At 34.8% G+C, this 20,169-nt stretch carries 24 protein-coding genes, 1 pseudogene and 1 other annotated feature; of the genes and pseudogenes, 7 read left to right on the forward strand and 18 right to left on the reverse strand.

Annotated features, from left to right (window positions below; genetic code table 11):
- Positions 1 to 43: 43 nt before the first annotated feature.
- On the reverse strand, positions 44 to 946 hold the full coding sequence (locus AC4D4B_RS02750; protein WP_490995511.1) for a patatin-like phospholipase family protein: 903 nt from the start codon (positions 944 to 946) through the stop codon (positions 44 to 46).
- Positions 947 to 1,510: 564 nt separating this feature from the next.
- Positions 1,511 to 1,782 (forward strand) — a binding site (T-box leader).
- A gap of 64 nt (positions 1,783 to 1,846) precedes the next feature.
- Between AC4D4B_RS02750 and AC4D4B_RS02755 the strand changes: the two genes are divergently transcribed.
- Positions 1,847 to 3,052, forward strand: coding sequence for an MFS transporter (locus tag AC4D4B_RS02755; RefSeq protein WP_490999110.1), 1,206 nt, complete (start codon positions 1,847 to 1,849; stop codon positions 3,050 to 3,052).
- Between the two features lie 70 nt (positions 3,053 to 3,122).
- On the opposite strand, the gene AC4D4B_RS02760 is transcribed toward AC4D4B_RS02755, so the two are convergent.
- From AC4D4B_RS02760 to AC4D4B_RS02770, 3 genes are all read right to left on the reverse strand, one after another.
- Positions 3,123 to 3,935, reverse strand: a complete 813-nt coding sequence (locus AC4D4B_RS02760; RefSeq protein ID WP_490999111.1) for an alpha/beta fold hydrolase — start codon at positions 3,933 to 3,935, stop codon at positions 3,123 to 3,125.
- A gap of 155 nt (positions 3,936 to 4,090) precedes the next feature.
- Positions 4,091 to 4,480: a hypothetical protein gene (locus tag AC4D4B_RS02765; RefSeq protein ID WP_490999112.1), complete on the reverse strand. Its 390-nt coding sequence runs from the start codon at positions 4,478 to 4,480 to the stop codon at positions 4,091 to 4,093.
- A 255-nt stretch (positions 4,481 to 4,735) separates the two neighbouring features.
- Positions 4,736 to 5,494 carry an SDR family NAD(P)-dependent oxidoreductase gene (locus AC4D4B_RS02770; RefSeq protein ID WP_490999113.1) on the reverse strand — a complete coding sequence of 253 codons (759 nt, stop codon included), beginning with the start codon at positions 5,492 to 5,494 and terminating at the stop codon, positions 4,736 to 4,738.
- Between the two features lie 136 nt (positions 5,495 to 5,630).
- On the opposite strand from AC4D4B_RS02770, the gene AC4D4B_RS02775 reads away from it, so the two are divergent.
- A complete protein-coding gene (locus tag AC4D4B_RS02775; protein WP_490999114.1) occupies positions 5,631 to 6,059 on the forward strand; it encodes an RrF2 family transcriptional regulator in 429 nt (142 codons plus the stop codon).
- A gap of 116 nt (positions 6,060 to 6,175) precedes the next feature.
- Here AC4D4B_RS02775 and AC4D4B_RS02780 read toward each other — a convergent pair whose 3' ends face one another.
- The 11 genes from AC4D4B_RS02780 to AC4D4B_RS02830 all read right to left on the reverse strand — a co-directional run bounded on the left by AC4D4B_RS02780 (position 6,176) and on the right by AC4D4B_RS02830 (position 15,281).
- A complete protein-coding gene (locus AC4D4B_RS02780; RefSeq protein ID WP_490999115.1) occupies positions 6,176 to 7,162 on the reverse strand; it encodes an ABC transporter substrate-binding protein in 987 nt (328 codons plus the stop codon).
- 14 nt (positions 7,163 to 7,176) lie between these two features.
- Positions 7,177 to 7,845: an ABC transporter ATP-binding protein gene (locus AC4D4B_RS02785; protein ID WP_490999116.1), complete on the reverse strand. Its 669-nt coding sequence runs from the start codon at positions 7,843 to 7,845 to the stop codon at positions 7,177 to 7,179.
- A 25-nt stretch (positions 7,846 to 7,870) separates the two neighbouring features.
- Positions 7,871 to 8,632 (reverse strand): ABC transporter permease, encoded by a 762-nt coding sequence (locus tag AC4D4B_RS02790; RefSeq protein ID WP_490999117.1) that lies wholly within the window; start codon positions 8,630 to 8,632, stop codon positions 7,871 to 7,873.
- A 143-nt stretch (positions 8,633 to 8,775) separates the two neighbouring features.
- Positions 8,776 to 9,249 (reverse strand): hypothetical protein, encoded by a 474-nt coding sequence (locus AC4D4B_RS02795; RefSeq protein ID WP_490999118.1) that lies wholly within the window; start codon positions 9,247 to 9,249, stop codon positions 8,776 to 8,778.
- A 391-nt stretch (positions 9,250 to 9,640) separates the two neighbouring features.
- Positions 9,641 to 9,991: an immunity protein CdiI family protein gene (locus AC4D4B_RS02800; protein WP_490999119.1), complete on the reverse strand. Its 351-nt coding sequence runs from the start codon at positions 9,989 to 9,991 to the stop codon at positions 9,641 to 9,643.
- Between the two features lie 3 nt (positions 9,992 to 9,994).
- Entirely contained in the window at positions 9,995 to 10,879 is an 885-nt protein-coding gene (locus tag AC4D4B_RS02805; RefSeq protein WP_490999120.1) for an SMP-30/gluconolactonase/LRE family protein, read from the reverse strand.
- Positions 10,880 to 11,166: 287 nt separating this feature from the next.
- Complete coding sequence (locus AC4D4B_RS02810; RefSeq protein WP_490999121.1) at positions 11,167 to 12,333, reverse strand: MFS transporter; 1,167 nt, start codon at positions 12,331 to 12,333, stop codon at positions 11,167 to 11,169.
- Positions 12,334 to 12,513: 180 nt separating this feature from the next.
- Complete coding sequence (locus AC4D4B_RS02815; protein ID WP_490999122.1) at positions 12,514 to 13,362, reverse strand: alpha/beta fold hydrolase; 849 nt, start codon at positions 13,360 to 13,362, stop codon at positions 12,514 to 12,516.
- A gap of 100 nt (positions 13,363 to 13,462) precedes the next feature.
- Positions 13,463 to 14,137: an HAD family hydrolase gene (locus tag AC4D4B_RS02820; protein ID WP_490999123.1), complete on the reverse strand. Its 675-nt coding sequence runs from the start codon at positions 14,135 to 14,137 to the stop codon at positions 13,463 to 13,465.
- A gap of 87 nt (positions 14,138 to 14,224) precedes the next feature.
- Positions 14,225 to 14,746, reverse strand: a complete 522-nt coding sequence (locus tag AC4D4B_RS02825; protein ID WP_490999124.1) for a GNAT family N-acetyltransferase — start codon at positions 14,744 to 14,746, stop codon at positions 14,225 to 14,227.
- A 79-nt stretch (positions 14,747 to 14,825) separates the two neighbouring features.
- Positions 14,826 to 15,281, reverse strand: a complete 456-nt coding sequence (locus AC4D4B_RS02830; RefSeq protein ID WP_490999125.1) for a GNAT family N-acetyltransferase — start codon at positions 15,279 to 15,281, stop codon at positions 14,826 to 14,828.
- Between the two features lie 289 nt (positions 15,282 to 15,570).
- Between AC4D4B_RS02830 and AC4D4B_RS02835 the strand changes: the two genes are divergently transcribed.
- A complete protein-coding gene (locus AC4D4B_RS02835; protein WP_490999126.1) occupies positions 15,571 to 15,894 on the forward strand; it encodes a hypothetical protein in 324 nt (107 codons plus the stop codon).
- Positions 15,895 to 16,057: 163 nt separating this feature from the next.
- Positions 16,058 to 16,285, forward strand: a pseudogene (locus tag AC4D4B_RS02840) (DUF2651 family protein); the annotation flags it as partial.
- Between the two features lie 13 nt (positions 16,286 to 16,298).
- Here the strand turns inward: AC4D4B_RS02840 and AC4D4B_RS02845 are convergent.
- Positions 16,299 to 16,928, reverse strand: a complete 630-nt coding sequence (locus tag AC4D4B_RS02845) for an FMN-binding negative transcriptional regulator (RefSeq protein WP_490995532.1) — start codon at positions 16,926 to 16,928, stop codon at positions 16,299 to 16,301.
- 79 nt (positions 16,929 to 17,007) lie between these two features.
- Positions 17,008 to 17,718, reverse strand: a complete 711-nt coding sequence (locus AC4D4B_RS02850; RefSeq protein ID WP_490999127.1) for a B3/B4 domain-containing protein — start codon at positions 17,716 to 17,718, stop codon at positions 17,008 to 17,010.
- A 427-nt stretch (positions 17,719 to 18,145) separates the two neighbouring features.
- On the opposite strand from AC4D4B_RS02850, the gene AC4D4B_RS02855 reads away from it, so the two are divergent.
- Complete coding sequence (locus AC4D4B_RS02855; RefSeq protein ID WP_490999128.1) at positions 18,146 to 18,880, forward strand: alpha/beta hydrolase; 735 nt, start codon at positions 18,146 to 18,148, stop codon at positions 18,878 to 18,880.
- A 205-nt stretch (positions 18,881 to 19,085) separates the two neighbouring features.
- Here the strand turns inward: AC4D4B_RS02855 and AC4D4B_RS02860 are convergent, their stop codons facing one another.
- On the reverse strand, positions 19,086 to 19,463 hold the full coding sequence (locus AC4D4B_RS02860; RefSeq protein WP_490999129.1) for a nuclear transport factor 2 family protein: 378 nt from the start codon (positions 19,461 to 19,463) through the stop codon (positions 19,086 to 19,088).
- 205 nt (positions 19,464 to 19,668) lie between these two features.
- Between AC4D4B_RS02860 and AC4D4B_RS02865 the strand changes: the two genes are divergently transcribed.
- Together AC4D4B_RS02865 and AC4D4B_RS02870 are read left to right on the forward strand one after the other, a co-directional pair.
- Positions 19,669 to 19,824 carry a hypothetical protein gene (locus tag AC4D4B_RS02865; RefSeq protein ID WP_175354227.1) on the forward strand — a complete coding sequence of 52 codons (156 nt, stop codon included), beginning with the start codon at positions 19,669 to 19,671 and terminating at the stop codon, positions 19,822 to 19,824.
- A gap of 17 nt (positions 19,825 to 19,841) precedes the next feature.
- Positions 19,842 to 20,123: a hypothetical protein gene (locus tag AC4D4B_RS02870; RefSeq protein WP_490999130.1), complete on the forward strand. Its 282-nt coding sequence runs from the start codon at positions 19,842 to 19,844 to the stop codon at positions 20,121 to 20,123.
- The last annotated feature ends 46 nt before the right edge of the window (positions 20,124 to 20,169 follow it).

Below are 20,169 nucleotides of genomic sequence, written 5' to 3' on the forward strand. Positions count from 1 at the left end.
TGTTCTTATGCGGAAATACTATCCTTCGCACAATTAAAGAAACCTATATTTCCAAGAGAGAAGCTTCAGCTTGGCATCCCTCATAATCAGCTCCAAGAAAGTCTAGTAATTCCTGATTTCGGTCATGAAATTGTTCTAACCCTTTTTTATGTGATTTCCACATAATCTCTGTGTTTTTTTCAAAACTCTTAAGTTCAAACGGTGGTCGATAAACGAATGCTTTCCCTTCTTGCTCCAGCTTTTCTATCAAATCCATTGTTTGATTATAATGTTGTGCACGTTTCACCATGGCTTGAACCAGTCGTGGATATTTCTTACGCAATAGCTTAACTGCCCATTTTGTCTGACTGTCGAGCTTCTTCCTGTAGCCCGGCGGTCTTGTTAAAATAATGACATGCTTTTCATAGCCATCTGCTATCGCCTTTTGGATTGGTACTGAATCAGCTAACCCTCCATCATAGTAAGGAACATTATTTATTTTGATTTCAGGAAACAGCAATGGAATAGCACATGAGGCCCGTAAAATAGTAGCCCCTTTGTCCATTGTTTTGCCGTCCATGTATTCTACCTGTCCGGTATAGGCATTTGTCACACCAAATAAAACTTGACCTTGATAGTTTTGATATGTCTCCCAATCAAAGAAATCCAACTGATTAGGAACCGTATCATAGGCAAACGTCAGCCCAAACAGACTTCGCTCCGTTAGAAAATTGCGCACTCCGACATAGCGCTTATCATTCCGGTAAGTAGATATGAAGCGAATCGTCCTGTTTTTTTGCTCAGAAATATAGGAACAGGCACTAATAGCCCCCGCAGAGATACCCAATATGTAAGGAAACATCATCTCTTTCTCTAAAAAACCGTCTAAGACACCTGCTGTATATACCATGCGGAATGTTCCGCCCTCTAAGATCAAGCTCGTATTTTTTATATTGATAGGAATCATCAAAAAGTCTCCTTTATTCTTGCTCACTATAGATGTTTATAGGTGTTGTTTAAGCCATAAGGCACTCTATGCTCTCTTTATAATTCTTCATACATAATCAATTGTAACGTATTAAAAGTTCTACAGCGCTGGTTAATCTTTACTATTTTTTCTCGTAAAAAGGAGCTGTCCCGAAAGCCAGTGAAGTATGGCTAATAAGAGGCAGCTCTTTCTTCCTATTTAAATCGGATGATAGAAAAAACTTATCTTTCCAAAACAATTTGGCCACATAACACCCTATCATAAGTACGTTGTTGATGTAACTATTTATACTATTGAACAAGTTGAACAACTAAGCATCAACAAGAGGAACTTCTGCTACGATCCTTTACATTTTATAATAAGGCAAATAATATATATTTTTCTAACTATAATGACTGCCATTGTGGTTACTGAAAAAAACATACTATTTTAATCTTAGTAAATATAAAATTATTAATCAGGTAGTACATCCCCATTTTTATTTTTAATTTAGTATTTCCAATTTATCCGAAACAATATATAATGTTATAAATCCATAATAAGGAAAAAGCAATGAAGAGAAGAGTAAGTGTGCTTAAGCATAACAGAGAACTCCAGTAGCTGAGAATGGAGGATGTAATAGCCCGCCGAACCAAGTCTCGGAGCTTCGTATAGGATATTTCTTCTGAGATTGATTATGCGTCGGTGTCTCCCGTTAAAGAGATAGAGTATAACCAGGCCTTGTCCTGCCGTACTCGAAAAGATTTCTGTGGCAACATAGAAATAAACTGGGGTGGCACCGCGAACTTCTAAATTCGACAAGTCTCGTCCCCAAGGTTATTAACCTTGGAGGTGAGACTTTTTTATTGTCCTAAAAATCAATGTTTGGGAGTGGATTAAATGAAGTGGAAATACCCCCTTTTACTTTTACTTGGAATTGGTGTATCGAATGTTGGTGCATGGATTTATTTGATTGCATTAAATTTAATTATTTTGGATAAGACAGGATCACCATTAGCCGTTTCCATCCTATATATCCTATTGCCTATTGCATCCTTATGTACAAATTTCTGGTCTGGGACTTTAATTGATCGGTTCAATAAAAGAAGGCTCATGATTTATCTGGATATTATAAGAGCCATATTTATTTTTATCTTGCCGTTTTTGAATTCACTTTTATTTATTTACTTCATTGTATTTATCATCAATATTGCAAGGTCTATTTTCGAACCAACCTCAATGGTCTATATGACAAAATTAATTCCAAAAACAAATCGACAACGATTTAATGCCATGCGAAATTTTATTAATTCCTGTGGGTTTATACTAGGGCCTTCCATTGCGGGTTTCCTTTTTATTATTGGTTCTCCTAATTTAGCAATCCAAATAAATGCTTTCGCTTTGTTATTTTCAGTAATCATTATTCTATTCCTACCGAATGTGGAATTTGGGAGTGAAGATCGTATATATGAAAAAATCAACCCTTCATTAATCCTGAATGATTGGAGAATCATCCTTAAATTCAATAAAACAAATAAACATATAACGATAGTTTATATTCTATTTAGCGGAATGTCTGTATGTATGTCTGCCTTAGATTCATTAGAAGCTGCATTTGCAACCGAAGTTCTCTTTTTATCCGAAAGTACCTATGGATTTCTTGTTAGTATTGCCGGTGCAGGTATCATTGGAGGTTCACTAGTAAATACAATCTTTGCGAATCAATTGAAAATAAATATACTAATGGGACTTGGAGCGTTCTTCACTCCGATTGGTTATCTAATCTTTGCCTTTTCAAACGATTTTATATGGGCTTCGATAGGATTTTTCGTTCTAACATTTTCTTTATCATTTGCAAATACAGGCTTTTTAACCTTCTACCAAAACAATGTGCCTGTAGATATTATGGGCAGATTCTCCAGTGTCTTAGAAATGCTAGAGGCAGGTTTAATCATCATATGCACAGCCTTAATTGGTTTATCTGCCGAACTGTTTGATATTCGCCCTGTTTATATCATGGGTTCCTTTATTTTTTTCCTATTGGGGCTGCTCATTAATTTTGTTATATCTGATCATTCGAAAAGAAGTTATTATGTTCAAATATAAAAAACAATAATAAAACAGGTACTTTCAAGAAAAGAGAAAGTACCTGTTTTTCGTTTTATTTAACAATCTATCATAATCCTTCAATCCGATCCAACCATTCATTCATTAGAACGTTAAAAATTTCGGGTTGTTCAATTTGCAAATTATGGCCTGCTTTATCCAAAATAGCGAACGTTGCTCTCGGATACTTTTTGATTAATTCGAGTGCGTCCTGATAGCCAACAGACGAATCTTGTCTGCCTAGCAGGAAAACGCTTGGCTTAATAAAATTTGTTTGGTCAATCTCGAAGGAGAATCCATATTGGTCTATGTACGCCATCAAAAATTTATCATCGCCTAGTTTACTTCCGCTTACAATCTCTCGGTTATATCTCAACCATGTGTATTCATCAAGTATGACATTATTTTTGCTGAAATTCTCTATCTCTTTCCTTGTTAATGTGGCCAAAAATTCGTCATCCGTCTTAAATATTTGATGTTTCTCCACTCTTCTGTTTTCTAAATAGGGGAAGATAACCGGACAGATAAATGCAGCACCTAATAATCTATCATATTGGTTTTCAATAACTCCTCTTGCTATATATCCCCCATAGGACTCACCTGCAATGATAAATTCTTGGTCAGGCAGGATGGCTTGAATAAAATCTTGAACGGTATTAAGCATTTCATCAGCGCTTTTAATGTCATCATAGTTTTTCGTCAAACCCATACCAGGAAGGTCAAAATAAATACGGCGATATCCCTTTCTAACAGCAAATATGGGTTCCATACACCCCTTCATTAATCGATGATCGAGGGAATACCCGTGTAACATTAAAATGGGTTTACCTTCACCTATGTCTTCATAATATATTTCTGCCTGACGGACTTTGCAATATGGCATCCTATTAACCTCGTTTCTAAGCAGTAAATCCTACATTCAATATTCTCTATAATTCTTTCGATGGCCTTCTTGTACAGTTTATAGAGTTAGAAAAAAAGAGCTGATCACATCATTATGAAGTGAACTGCTCGGAGGATCACTCTTACCTATTCATTTCAATCAGTGAGACTAAAGCCCATGATATGATCCGTATAAAGAGCATAAGATTCTAATTCAATGATGTTATTAGGTGCTGAAAATGGAATTATTTTTACATTTCTAAGCAATATCATTCCAGATAAATTGGTAGTGTTGCCTTCATTAATAATGCTGTGTATATCATCTTCTGCTTCAAGGATTGATTGTTCCAATAAAGACATCTGACCCATAATAGGTTCTTTTGTATTGATTTTGTCGGCAATGATTAAACAATGAGACGTCGTTATTTGGATTTTTTTATTTTCTTCTTTATGTAGCTCATCTAAGGTTGCTTGAGTTAATAGTAAGGTTACTTTTTTTATATCATGTACCGTATTCAACTCATGACCAGTAACAGTAAAACGCATCATATTTCCCCCTTTATCCCGAGCATACTCTTCCAAAAAGTCACTCTAAACAAGTAAATTCTCTATTGGGTTTAAGAAATCCTTCTTCAGCTAACTGTTTCTCCACCACTAAGGGATTCAACAGAAAAAAGCGTTAATCCTTTAGAATCAACGCAACATTTGGTTCTTTATATATTCAAAGTCCAAGCCTCAGTATTGTAAAGTATCTCTTTTCCATTTACCATTTTTACTCCGTATATCAGTAAAAGTCCTAAACTATTTAGAACTCCATCCTCCATCAATGATTAACTCTTCACCAGTAACAAATTTGGATTCATCAGAAGCTAAATATAAATAACCGTTAGCAATATCAAGTGCTTCCCCTGCGAATGGCGGTAATGGAATTGTGCCTTCAAATGCTTTCCCCAATACTTCTCGGGATGTCACACCATGACGCTCGGCAGCACCTGTTAAAATAGCTCCAGGATAAATAGAATTTACACGGATATTATCTTTAGCAAAGTTGATAGCTGCATGTTTTGATAAAGAACGGACACCACCTTTTGCTGCAGCATACGCCGCTGCCCCATTGTCAGCGCTTCCAATAATTGCTGCTAAGGATACACAATTGACGATTGATCCACCGCCATTTTCCTGCATATAAGGAATAACGGATTGCATTCCTAGGAACACGGAGGTTAAATTTAAGTTAATAGTACGATTCCATCCATCTAATGTTTCTTCCAAAAGTGTTTTATGAAACGATACACCGGCATTATTAATTAAAATATCAATTTTACCAAATGCCTCTTTCGTTTGTTCCATTACAGTTTTCCAATCTTCATCAGAAGTGACATCTAAACGAGCACATAGTATATCACCTTCTATTACAGCAGTTACTTCTTCTAACTGATCAAACGCGATATCTGTCGCAACAACCTTTGCGCCTTCACTTATGAATAATTGAACTGCAGCTAACCCCATACCTGAAGCAGCACCCGTAATAATTGCTACTTTATTATCTAAACGCCCCATCAAAATCCCTCCATTCGATTAAATGTGATTTTTTATCACACTTAAAACTTAACAACCCATCCATTTAAGGTCAACCATTTTATCTTTAATTTCAAACAATTCATTGCTAAAATAGTAACAGATTGGACGTGAATGTATGGAAGACCTCTTACAATTAAGCTACTTAGGTAAAACAAACTTCATCGTTGCTATTAAGTCTTTAGCTATACTTGCAAACGAAAAAAAGCTTGTAACTAGCAGCATTTTAACTGAAAAATTACATGTTGAATCGAGCTTTATTAGGAAGGTATTAGCTAAATTAATACGGGAAAAAATGGTCGAAGGTGTCGAAGGACGCTACGGTGGTTATAAGCTGGTTGTTAATCCCGAAAAGACAACACTTTATGATGTATATGCTGCCATTTTGAAAGACGCACATCCGACTAAAATGGATAAAGAAATCGATGAAATGGACCAAATTATTTTAGATATTCTACTAGAAGCACAACATAAAATAAAAGATGTCTTGAGCCAATATACTATTAATGATCTTGCAAATGGTTCTATAAAAGGGACTCTTTTTTGATTTTACCTTTATATTTCACAATAAAACAGCCTCTACACTATCAAATTGATGCCGTTTAGTATTGCCATATCTTTTAATCAAAAAAAGCATGCTTCTTAGAAACATGCTTTTTACTATTATTCTACCTCTAAAATCAAGGACTCAATATCTACATCATTTTCAATCATATTATTTTCTTTCATGAATTTTACTGTTTTTTCCATACTCTCAATATCTGATGGTTTGATTTCCATATTGAAGTCATACATTTCATACATTTCTTTTACGCCATCTAGAGGTAGATCGGTTTCCTTTGCTGTAATTTCCATAACTTCCTCATAATGATCATCGATATATTGGAGTGTCTCTTTTTGTACTTGCAAAAATCTCTTTACTAAGCCAGGATTCTTTGAGTAGAAATCCTCACTAGTTGCAACTACAATTGTTCCATCGACCAGCCCTTCACCATTTGTAACCACCTGGTACCCATCTTGAATCATATTATATGCGGTAGGGCCAGCTAGTAACGCAAAGTCGACTTCTTCTGCTACTAACGCTGCTTGTGCAGATGGTATATCCATTTGAACAAATTCAATATCCTTTTCTGTTAAGCCTTCAGTTGCTAAATAATTGATAAGCAGTTCATGTAAAATTGTTCCCTTTGGACCAGCAACTTTTTTTCCTACTAAATCTTGTGGGGAGTCAATTCCCTCAAGATTTGTGAATAACATGAAAGCCTCAGGAGAACGGCTATACATGCTCATAATTTTGATATCAGCTCCATTCGATGCAGATAAAATGACAGATGTGGCACCGACTGCATTCAGGAATTGAATATCTCCCGAAGCTAAAGCCTGAGTTTGTTCAGGACCGGTTGTTAAATTGGAATAGCCGAATTCGATTCCTTCTTCCGCAAAAGAATCGGCTAACAATCCTTTTTCTTTTTCTACAATAGAAGGTATATTTAAAGGAGATTGCACATAAGTTGCCTGCACTTTATCAACTGTATACGCGTTCTCCTCATTATTTTTAGTACTGTTCTTCTCAGGATCGTTATCTTTTCCACATGCAACGATAACTGAAATGCTCAATAAAGCAAGTAAAGATAAAAACCATTTTTTCATTTTATGTCCCACTCTCACGCTAGTTTTTCTATGATGTTTTTCTTTATTTCTATTAGAGAAGTAGAGAATACATCTCTTGGGTATTCATATTGCTCTAAGTTAAATTGAGCATGAATCCTTCCTTCATTAACAACAAAAATATTTTGTCCTATTGCTATGGCTTCTTCGATACTATGCGTAACAAAGATGATGCTTTTCTTTTTTAGTTGGTAAATTCTTATTAATTCTTTCTGCATTGCTTCACGTGTGAAATAATCGAGTGCAGCAAATGGTTCATCCATTAAGATGATGGATGGGTCATAGGCTAATGCTCTTGCTAATGCGACTCTTTGTTGCATGCCACCGGATAATTGGTGTGGATAAGCTTTTTCAAATTTTTCTAATCCTATCAAATTCATTAACTCTTCTATTTCCTTAAAATTAATCTTTTGTTTTTCTAAACCGAATGTAATGTTCTTGGATACGGGTAACCAAGGTATTAAACGGGGTTCTTGAAAAACAAAGCTAATTTTTTCACCACTATTAATGGATACTTCTCCTGCATCACATTGCTCCAGATTGGCTAATATGCGTAGGAGCGTCGTCTTCCCACATCCGCTTTTTCCAAGAATGACACTGATGCTATTCTGTGGAAAATCGACATTAACATTTTTTAAAACATCATACTTTTTTCCATCGACCATAAAGCTTTTAGAAAGTTGATTTATTTTAATCCCAGCTATTTTTTATACCTCCTATACGAATGAATTTCTTGCTTAAAAATGAGAAAACTTTATCGCAAATAACTCCCAGGAGACCAATCACCAGAATTCCTACAATCACTTTATCAGAGCGAGACATCGTCTGTGCATCCAATATGAAGTATCCTAAACCGCTTGCAGCGGCAATCATTTCTGCACCAATAATAGCTCTCCAGCTATATCCCAACCCAACCTTCATGCCTAAAAAAATATCCGGAACAGCAGACGGGAGAATGATTTTCACGAAACGCTGCCAAGGATTTAATCCTAAAACCTTTCCGACCTCCAAAAGCTTATGATCACAAGAACCGAAGCCTTTTTTTATATTTAAAAACATCGGGAAAAACGAAGCTAAAATGATTATGATTGTTTTGGATTCTTCTCCGATACCAACCCATAAAATTAGCAAAGGAATCAGGCTAAGTGGAGGTACATTTCTGAAGAACTCCACAATATGATTGTAATAGGGAGAAAGGGCAGGCTTTAAACCAGCAATGATACCTAGAAAAAAGGCGAATACAAAGGCAATCGAAAAACCGACTAGTACTCTATATAAACTTGCAAAGATATGAATAAACAGTTCTCCGTTTTGTATCATTGATACAAAGGTATTCCATACTTGCATTGGACTAGGTAGAATATAGGCACTCCAAACTTCGAAATAGCTGCATAAATACCATGCGATTAAAATACAAGCAATCGGTATCAATCTTTTTATAAGATTATTCATTTGCTATTCTAACTCCATCTCCATTATGGCAACCACCCTGGCAATATAACATTTCTATTAATTGTTGTTCTTGCTTAGGTTTATCCTGGAAAAAGCGATCAATATCATCCTTGGATGCAAGGCTGACCACATTAGGGATATTATCAAAAAAATCCTGGTGGAATCGGACTATTTTCAGTTGGTTTACTATTAAGCCTGATATGGTAAATTCTGCAAAATTCAGTCCATGTCTGAAATATCGTATTTTTCAATGCCAAGCTGTTTCCTAGGTCTTTTAAATCCGTACAAGGAGTGATGATATATAGTTTTGCATCATCATCTTTATATCTATTAGCCAGTTCTTCAGCAGAATGAATTAAGATTGGTTGGATACTAGCGTACTCCAAGCTAGATTGATCATAATGAGTTTTCACATAGGAAATTGCTTTAGGACATCTATTATCACAAAGGAGCTGATTACATCCTTCGTATCGCTCTTTGTATTTATTTTTCACAGTCATCAAGTGATTTTCCTCACAAGTAACAACCTGAAAATCTAAGCATTCTAAAGTAGAATATAATTCTTCCTGTTCATACATTTTTAAAACAACAGGATTTAGCCAAATATATTTTTTCACTTCCTTCTCCTTTCTAATTAGAAGTGATAAAGATTAACAAAATTATTTCTGAATAATATTATCATAAATGATAATGGTTATCAATGAGGTTCATATACATTTATATCATTGCCAAAGAAAGTAAAATCTGTTAAACCTTAAAACATCTACTATCCTTACAGTTAGCGTTTATTTATCAAGACTAAATCTAAAATAGATATAAATTAAGGACATAACCTATTAGGATAATAGATTATGTCCCATGTTATTTCTCTAAAGTCTTCATTTATTTAAATACATATATTCACAAGATCAATTATTTCGCTAAGTATAATTCAATACCCATTAGCCTCCATAAATACCTACTCAGTAGCAGTCTTGGTCTTCAACTATTAACTGTAGAAATAAACATTCAACCATTTTCTAACTCGTTATATTGATGTGCTGATTTAGATGGGACAAATACGATCGGATATTTTCCGCCTAATTGTTTCTTCACTTCTTGGAATAGCCGCAATCCTTTTTCATTGTGCCATTCCTCTAGCTTTACTCCATTTTCCTTTAATAGGTCGGTTTCTAACTCAATCCAATTACCATATTCCGATACCCATTCCAATAGTTCTTCCTGCAATTTATCTGATATAGGGAAATCATCTATCTCCAAATTTTCTCCACAATCATTACACCAAATTGGGTCAGTCATAAAGTCAGCTTCAAATTTATATGAAGTATGGTTGCAATTTCTATTTTGTTTCCAAATCATTAGTTAATCCCCACCTTTAAACGAATAAGATGGACTTCCCTTTACATCCATTTTGATTCTGAAAAGTCCTCCTGATAATGGGTAATTCATCAGTTGTTCTTCACTAAGTCCCGACTTTGCTGTAGTTATATATAATTCATTTAAATCTTTCCCTCCGAAAGTACAAGATGTAACATTTAGTGCTGGGACCTCTATGGAGCCTATTTGTTCACCTGTTTTAGGGTTCCACCTAGATACTTTTGAACCACCCCAATGAGCAATCCACAACATTCCTTCTTCATCAATAGTCATACCATCTGGCATTCCTTCTTCTTCTGGGAAACTAATAATATCTTTGGGATTTTCAATATTGCCCGTAACAAGATTAAAATTAAAACAACTAACCTTTTTTGATAGAGTATCTATGTGATACATAAATTTATTATCAGGCGACCAGGCCAGGCCATTTGATAAGCCAATCCTACTCAGCTTCTTTTCTACTTTTCCATTTGTATCTAAGCAATAAAGGGAACCTTGTTCTTTAATATAAGATTTATCCATTGTCCCTGCCCAAAAGCGTCCATAAGCATCACATTTTCCATCATTAAACCGATTATTAATCAAGTGACTCTCTGGTTCATTTATCAGGGTTACTTTTTCCGTGGAGTAATTCAAAAAATAAAAACCATTTTCCAATGCCACTACTGCTTCGTCTATATTTCGAGGAGCTATTGCTCCAATATATTGTTCTAACTGAATTCCGTGGTTTTCATTTGTATCTGGATTAAAGATGTATATCTTTTTTTCTAAAATATCAATCCAATACAACAATTGTCTTTCCCTATCCCAGGATGGTCCTTCTCCCAGTGTCGCTTTTACATCAAGAACCAGTTCTAAAACTCCTACCAAGCCAAACACCTCGTTTAGTATTATTTTCTATATGTCCTTTATTCTATAACTATAAGAAGTAATCCTTCTTTCGTTAAACTGGCTCATTACTACCATAAAAAGGGCAATAGAAAAGGGCATTAATCCTTTGGTTCAATGCCCCGATAGCTCAATAGAGTATCATATACTATGAATTTACCCGCTTTTTATATAATAAAAAAATTAAAGATGATGAAATAAATATAAGGTTGATGTAAATACTGTATTAAGTTATTTAAATACCAAAAAGGGAATGGAACCTTTCCTACTTATACAGTACTTACAGTTCTCCTCTTTTCAATAATAATGGTTGCCCCAAGTAACGTAAGAGCAAAAATCACTAAAACGATCGGAAATAGATTCATTGTATAATTCTGAAACAGGATTCCTACTAACGGAGGTAAGATGGTTACTCCAACATACCCAGAAGCTACTTGAAAACCAATAATTGCACTTGCACTCCTTTTCCCAAATCTTCTTGGGGTTTCATGTATCATGGTTGGAAAAATTGCCGCACACCCAAGACCAATTAATATGAATCCTATGTACAAAACGCTGCCTGTTCCAAAGGCAACTGTAATAATTCCTATGAGTAGCGCAATTTCGCTAAACAGTAACAATTTCTGATTAGATAGCCAAAACGTTATAAAACCAGAAATAATCCTTCCCACGGTTAAACTTGCAAAGAATACTGATATTATGAAACTAGCAGTAGCTACTGATAATGACTTCATTTCTATTAAATAACTACTTCCCCACAAAAATATTGTACCTTCTAAACCAACATAAAATACAAAGGATAATAGCGCAAAAACAACACCATTTTCTTTCAAAACCGAACCATTAGACATTGGACTCTCTTCAGACTTTTCAGATCCTTTTTGTTGATTTGTCTTCCAAAGAGGAAGAGAGATGAAGAGAATAATAGCTAATACAATTTGAATACCGCCAATAATAAAATAACCGTTTCTCCAGGAAAATTGATTATTTAAAACGACACCCATAATAACTGGGCCGAGAGTTGCTCCTACTCCCCAAAAAGCATGCAACCAATTCATATGATGTGCCTTAAAGTTAGCAGCCACGTAGTCATTTACAGAGGTGTCAATAGCGCCAGCTCCAAAACCCAAGGGTAATGCACAAACAATTAATAATAAGAAATTTTGTGTAAACGCAAACCCTATCAATCCAATCACAGTAAGCAATACACTACCTAGAACTAGCTTTCCCGTGCCGATTTTTTTATTAATTCGCATAGTCGACAAGCTAGAAATAACCGTACAAATAGCAATAGTCATTGAGATTAACCCTGCCGCACTATGTGCAACATTAAATTCTCCCACCATCTCAGGCCAAGCTATCCCTAAAAGGGGATCGGGCAACCCTAAACTAATATAAGTGGCGTAGATGATAAATATAAAAATTATCTTCCGCAAGAGTAGTCCTCCATTATTGGCTTATGTATAAAGTTCAGTCAATCAATTACATTGAGTGTCTGCTTTTATTCTGGTGTCAATATAGTGTTCTCACCGTTATTTCTCTATCCTTGTCCTATTGCCGCACCGATAAAAAGCTGTTTACGCTCATAAGGATAACCTTCTATCTTAATCAGTAACCTAATATATATAGTCGTTTATCGTACCAGTAACAAATTGTTTGAACTTCTCCTCCTCTTCTACAAAAGGAGAATGATTGCTCAGTACAAATGTTGTCATTGTAGCATTCGGTATTAAATCTGCTGCTTCTTTTGAGAAATCATGAGGGCATTGTGCATCATAAAGTCCACAGTAGATAAAGGCTGGGATAAAGATATTTGGTAAATTCGATCTTAAATCGTAGGATTTTAACTCTTCATTTGAAAAATAATTTAGACGGACACTGACAACTTTTCCACTGTTTGGTCGGTTCACTATGTCGTCATAACGCTCGAGGTCAAAGATTGACATTAATGCCCATTCTTTATTTAATGCTCTTCTTTCCTCTATTGGGGTTTTTGGTGATTCAAGTAACTTTATAATTTCTTTAATCCGGATGTTATTCGGATTCTCTTTACAATAAATACTCCCTCGATGATTCATATATTCTGCTGATGCACTTAAACCCCCAGCAATTATTTTAGTAAGACTTTCCTGTGCCTTTATGGCATACATTAACGCAAGCATTCCTCCAGTTGAGTGTCCAGCAAATCCCCACTTTTGAATAGTTAAAGCCTCTCTAATTGCTTCTAAGTCTTTCACTGTTTCCGACATACTATATTCAGATTCATACTCAACTTCATCTGACTCACCGCAACCCTTTAAATTTATTAAGTAAACAGAATAATGCTCAGTAAATGGCAATGCAAAAGTATTTCCTTTAGCATTAAATTCACTATACAAATGTGTTATACAAAGAGGTTCACCATGACCTTTTTGGAAATATTCAAAGTTTCCCCTACTCGTCTCGATAAGATATTGCTTCCACATACCAATCCTCCATCGAATACTGTTGTAGTTAGTTACATATGAAAATCGTTAATATAATATTTCTTCACTTCATTAACCTACGCACTTAAATTATTTTGTATCATTTATTTACGTTGTTTATCTTTTTAATAATTATAGGAATATCCGATAAATTATCCACAATAAAATCTGCATCTGCTTCAGACCAAAACTTATTCTTTTTCCAAATCCCTTTCATTCCAACTTTTCTAGCCGCTTTAATATCAAGGAAGGGATGGTCGCCAACATACACCGTTTCAGCTGGTAAGGCATTCAATCTCTCCAAAGCTCTCATGAATATCCTTGGATCCGGCTTCTTTAGTCCTTCCCATTCAGAAATCAGTATCTCTTCGAAATAACCCTTAATGCCTAAAGCCTCAATAGTATCCATTTGAAATTGGCCATTACCATTCGAAATGATACCTAAAATAAGATGGCTTTTCTTTAAATCTTCCAACATAGCAATTAAATTTTGAAAAGGAACACAATGATATTTAAAGTTGGTTATGTAATCATTCAACAGCTCATCTTGGGTTATTCCCTGAACATCATATTCTTTTATTAATTGCTGGTATACTTGATCCTTCCACTCATATCCACGTTGATCTAATTCAATAAATCTTGATGTATAATTATCCTTCGGTATATGGCCTAAGCAACTATGTAATCTTTCATATTGATCGTTAATGAATTGCACCAAAGATGCATCCCGATTCAACAAGGTACCATCTAAATCAAATATAATAGCTTTTATCATTTTATCCCTCATCTCAATATGGAGATTACTTTGGCAATAAAACGGTTCAATCTCTTTTGTTTAATTGAAATCTTTCAAAATAGGAAATTAGCAATAGTACATAAAAACATCTTTTCCATTTAATACTAGTTCTTTTTCTATTCGCATACCAATCTTTTGAGCAACTTTTTGAGAGGCCGTGTTGTCTTTTTGAATAAGGGCAATCATTTTTTCAAGATTCAGCTTATTCTTTCCGTATTCCATTACCCCTCTGGCTGCTTCAGTTGCAAATCCTCTACCCCAGTATTCCTGTGAAATCCAATAACCAATTTCAATCTCTTTTTTTCCATCTATCAATTGAGGCACCAATCCTGCGTGACCAATTCTTTTGTTACTTTCTTTTTCTAAAATGAGCTTCAATCCATAATTAGGATTAAGGGCATATGTATCAATAATCCAATTCAAAAATTTTTGAACTCCTTCTTGATCTCTTGTATGTCCATTTCCTATATATCGTACAATATTAGGATTCGTTAAAAGAGATTTAAGAAAATCTAAATCATTATCATTATATGGCCTCAGCAATAAGCGGTCTGATAGTGCTTCCATCATAAACTCCTCTTTAATCATAAATTATAGGAACATTGCGGTTCCTTTTCGTTCATATAAAAAAAATTATCAATCTCTCTTAGATTCATACCAGGCGAGTTTAACAAATTCTTCCATTCCTAAATTCACATTGAAATCGTTCCACACCCGGATATTTTTCTCCTAAGCTTTTTATCATGAAGCCATATTTACGATAAAATCCCACTCCATCCTTGTCCGTTTCAACAGAGATGAGACAGAATTGATTAGACAGGAAATCAATCATTTTACTGCCGATCCCTTTTTCTCTTTGTTCCGGAAATACAGCAATATGTGAAATGACACATTCTTTTGGACTAATCATTTCAAATCCTATGCATCCGACATATTTCCCATTGCATTCTAAACCAAATAATTTTCGATTTGGAGATTTTAAATATGTATTGTATTCCTGGTCAACCCTAAAATCTGAGGTAGCGTAGGAAAGAAGGTTCCGTATTAATGGATGGATTTTTTCTGTATTAATTTCTTTCATATCATCATCCTTCAAATGAGTAATGATTAAATAATTCTTCAATTACAAGCAATCTCCTTCTTGTATTACCCCGGACCATTAGATGATATATAATGAAACAATTCACATAAAATCTTTCCTGCTTATTACTCATCCACTGTTTTATTTAAAAAAACAAAAAGACTCTAACTCAACACACTCCTAAATGTTGAATTAGTGTCTCTAGGGTCCTTGTGGAATCCATTATAGTTTACAAACACATACATTGAATTACTTAGTTTTAAACTTCATAGTCTTACTATATGTTTGCAGCAGGTAACATAATTTTCCAAAAATAATATATAATTAAATTATGGAGGTGAATATAATCAGAAAATATATTAGTTTTATAGGTACCTTTTTAATCATTGGAATTATTAACTTTGCATTAACCTCATGGCTTGATGCTTATTTCTTTGATTACAGTGTGTTTGTTGGCTTCTTTGCTACAATAGTTATTTATTTCTTCACTTCAACTGGCGGCTACCCAAGTCGCAGTCTTGATGTACAAATTCAAGGCAGTACTGGCCTGCGACAAGAAGAAACTCAAAGTAAGTTTACTCCTTCCTATGTTTTCTTTGGCTCTCTTGCATACTTTTTAATCTCACTTATTGTAACGATTTTCATTTATTTATAATTCAATTGTATTTTTACGTATTTAGTTTCAAAACTAGGTAGCTCTTTACCTAGTACAATCTATCCTTAGCGTTTATCTGAGTCATGAACACCATCATTATTCGTAATTCAGTACCTCTAAAAATACCTATTACTTTAGCCTTTGTTTTCATCAATTCAGCACTTTACCAACTATTGTTATTGGATTAGGCGTATTAGTTTCAGCCATAACTAATAAGATTTTTATTGGCCCGCTATTAACTTTAATAGGCAACCTGATCTTTGAAGTTTGGCATTCTAAGTACTATTATGAGTATCCTGATATATCATTTTCAGCATGGAACATCATATTTCCTGGTATTTCCTTGTTACTATCAGCAATTATTGTAGCTTATTATAGAACCAAAAATTAAAGAATTCCATTATTTATAAGAAGTATTCTTTTTTCCAAATTAAATTTCTCTTTATTAAAGCTGCGATTTGTTTATCATTTTGATCCGGATTGTTTTCCAAATGTTTAATAATTAACTCTTGTCTCTTCACAGGATGATTTTGACTCAGCTTTGCCTGTGCTTCTATTTTAGTAATCGTAATCTTAAAGGCAACAAGCTCTCTGATCATACCTTCGATCGTATTGGAATCTAAGTCTATATAATGGTATGAGCTATCTGCCTTTTCATATTTATTAACCAGGCTATTTAAGGTGTGAATGGTGACATTCTCGTCACTCACGATCTCCATTTTTCCATATACATGAATAGATACATAATTCCAAGTAGGTACTGCCTTAGTAGTTTCGTAATAAGTAGGAGAAATATAACAATGAGGGCCGTGGAAAACAGCAAGGACCTGCTGTTTTCCTACTTCTTCCCACTGTTTGTTTGCACGCGCCATATGGCCATATAAAGCAAATTGATCTCTATCTAATAATAAGGGTAAATGAGTAGCATATGGTTCGCCATTATGCTGTGAAAATAGAGTAGCGAAGCTGTATTTTTCAATAAAATCATAAATGGTTTCTTTGTCATCGATAGTAAAGCACTCAGGTATGAACATTGTGATATTCCTCCTTAAGTTCGTCTAAGAAAAGAACAAAGAAGAGTTAAAAAGATATGATTCAAAATATGTAAAAATATTAAAATTCAAAAACTGAATCTTTTGCCGTCAACATCACACTGGTACTAGTAGTGTTGAAATAGGAATCAATCAATTGCTTCAATTCATTCATGGCTTGATTAGCACGCTCAGCTTGTTCTTTGTTAATGGATTCAATGAATAGGACAGCATCCGTTGTGTCATCAGTTAGCATCGTTCTTTGAGCTTCTCGCCAGTTTAAGCATCTGCAAATAGCTCCGTCCTGATCATAATAGATGATTTCCTCCGGTAAAGCAGGGGAATCCTGATCAGCACCGAGTGGCAAGAATGGTTCTCCTCCTTTTGCTTTCCCAAGATATAAGTCCCCAGCGATACAATTTAAATCTTCTCCGCCACAAGGAACAGCATATTTTAGAGAAACACTATTATAGATGTCCACCAAAGGATTAATTGGTGTAAACTCTCTACCTTGATTGGCTCTCTTTAGCAATGCTTCAATCGATGAACGAGTACCCTTTTTCGTTTTAAATTTGCCAAATGCTTTACGCCATTCATCAATAACTTGATTTCGGCTAAATGTATCTTCTGTCAGAAACTGAGTAGCTTCCTTAGCCGCGCTATTAAGAATTTCAGAGAAATAATTATGTTTTTCTTCCGAACCTTGATTATTGATATTTCTGACAATTAACATATTAATTTGAGCATCCGGGAAAACATCCCAAAATTCAGTATCGACAATAAATTTACCCATAACTTTACACTCCATTTCATATATTTAGTCAAGAAAGGGCTGCTAAAGGTTAAATTGTTCTTCGTCCCCTATATAGAAAGGATGAACTCAATTTATACAAAGCCTTATTTTTATATTCATTCTTTTCCCAGCCTCCTGGTCTTATAAGCTTCTTCTTTTTTCCAATAGCTATTTCTGATGCTTTATTCATTGGCTCTTTAAAGAATAGTGTTGATATTTGATGCCTTCCCAACATGTTTCTTTTACGCGGGCGAGCGGTGAGCTTCCTTCCTGTCAGGTCTTTCCATGCTCGCTGTTCTCAGGAAGAGTCACCCATTCTCCGCTTCAATTATATCCAACAAAGAACATTCCAGATTCTTCCTACTAAAAAATCATTTTCATATGGTAAAATACTAATGATTTTTTTGAAAGAGATGAGAGAATTTATATGAAAAAGTTTATTACTATTAGTTTATGTACACTTTTGAGTATTGGTATTCTTGGGTTTGCAGCCTTTTATATTTGGTCCCAGCAAACCTATGAAGCAACAGAAGTAATCAGCTCTTATGTGGATGTAAATGATATTCAGGATGAAAATAATTGGCTTGTATTTGAGCCGAATGATCAGCCAAAAAGCGGTATCATTTTATATCCCGGAGCAAAAGTAGAACCTGAAGCATACAGCTACTATGCTCAAGGTTTAGCAGACAATGGGTATTTCGTAATCATCCCTAAAGTTAATTTGAACTTTGCTTTATTCGATGTTAATCAAGCAGAGCAGATCATCGAAGAATTCGGCGATATAACAGACTGGTATATCGGCGGACACTCGCTTGGCGGCGTAGCTGCAGCTTCCTATGCTTATGATAATCTTGAAATTGTCAGCCGGTTAATCTTACTGGCTTCCTATCCAAGTGATTCCAGTGATTTCTCAGAAACTGACCTGCCTACACTTTCCCTTTACGCTGAGTATGATAAATTAACAACAACAGAAAAAATAAAGGATACGAAACATTTACTTTCCTCTAAAACAACCCTTTATGAAATTAAGGGAGGAAACCACGCTCAATTTGGTATGTATGGAGCTCAAAATGGAGATGGTGATGCAACTATTTCCGCAGTGGAACAGCAAGATCAAATGGTGCAGGAAACCCTCCGCTGGCTAAATAGTCTCAAGCGATAGGTTAGTTTCACTCATTTTTTCGATACGCATAGAATAAATCACCTGTTCAAACAGGTGGTTTATCTTTAAGACTGTCAGAAATATAATCATAGTACATAAGAGAGAATCATTGATATTTACCTGTGTATAGCCTTGAGTTCTTTATTGATATATGAAATACAATTCAGAGGAAGTAATGGATAATTCATTTTCCAACTGTTCAATGCTAAACGTCTTTAATAACCTCACTTAATTGTAAAGGTGAGATAGTGCCTTGATGAAAATATAATTGCCATCTGCCACCAATCAATTTCCATATTGAACTTCGATAGGTGTTACGATTACGAGTGCTATCAACAATGAAATAAGTAGATAAAACAACATCTGGCGCTAACGGATAAATAGTATAGTTATAGAGTGACATCTCAGTTAAAACCACTCCATCTTCCAGGCAGGCTTTTTTATCAAACATAAACCCTGAACTACCAATCTCAAAGAAATCGTCTGCCAGTATTTTATCCAGCTTGTCCCGACTTTTACGAACTTCAAATCCAATATGGCTTTCCTCTAATTCCTTTAATTGTTCCTTTAATTTCACATCCATTTAATCAGTCCCTTTACTAACGCATTATTATTTTAATCCGCTTATTTTATAGCCTTTATCTACTAATGTGCTTTTACTATCTAATATTTATTTTCAAATTAGGTGTAGCATTCTCATTTTCTGGTGAGGTATCTTAACATTTTGCGCTTGAAATTGAATATTTTTCTGTATTTCTTCAAATGTTAGACAATGGAGGTGAGAGTAAATGAAGAATAATCAAGATCAATCTAAATTCCGGGTACGAAATCAGGAAACGACATCAAAAAACGGTGATACTCCTTTAAAGCATATACCTACTGTAAATGACCGCCATGGTTCAAATATCAAGTCACAAGACGAACAATCAGATTATATTTTCTAAATGGAAGGAGCAATTGGATGACTAACTCTAGTAAAGATTCTATTCAAATAAAAATGGAGCAAATTTTATCTCATACCTGTGGCTCCTTTGAAAATTGTACAGAAACTAATATCCAAACTTTTTTAACACAATGCTATGAAGAAAATATCGATCCGCAATATTGCTTAAGCTGGATCGCAGAACATAATGCAAAGATCCCTAATTGGGCTAATGTATCAAAAATCTCGCAGGAATGGATTAATGGACATACCTCAACTGGCTCTACGTATCCTTTTAATGAGGGAGATGTACTTCGGTAAAAGTAAAGCTGTCCATAGGGCAGCTTTTTATTACTTACCTACAACT

The sequence above is a fragment of the Pradoshia sp. Z6_59 genome (assembly GCF_058267515.1).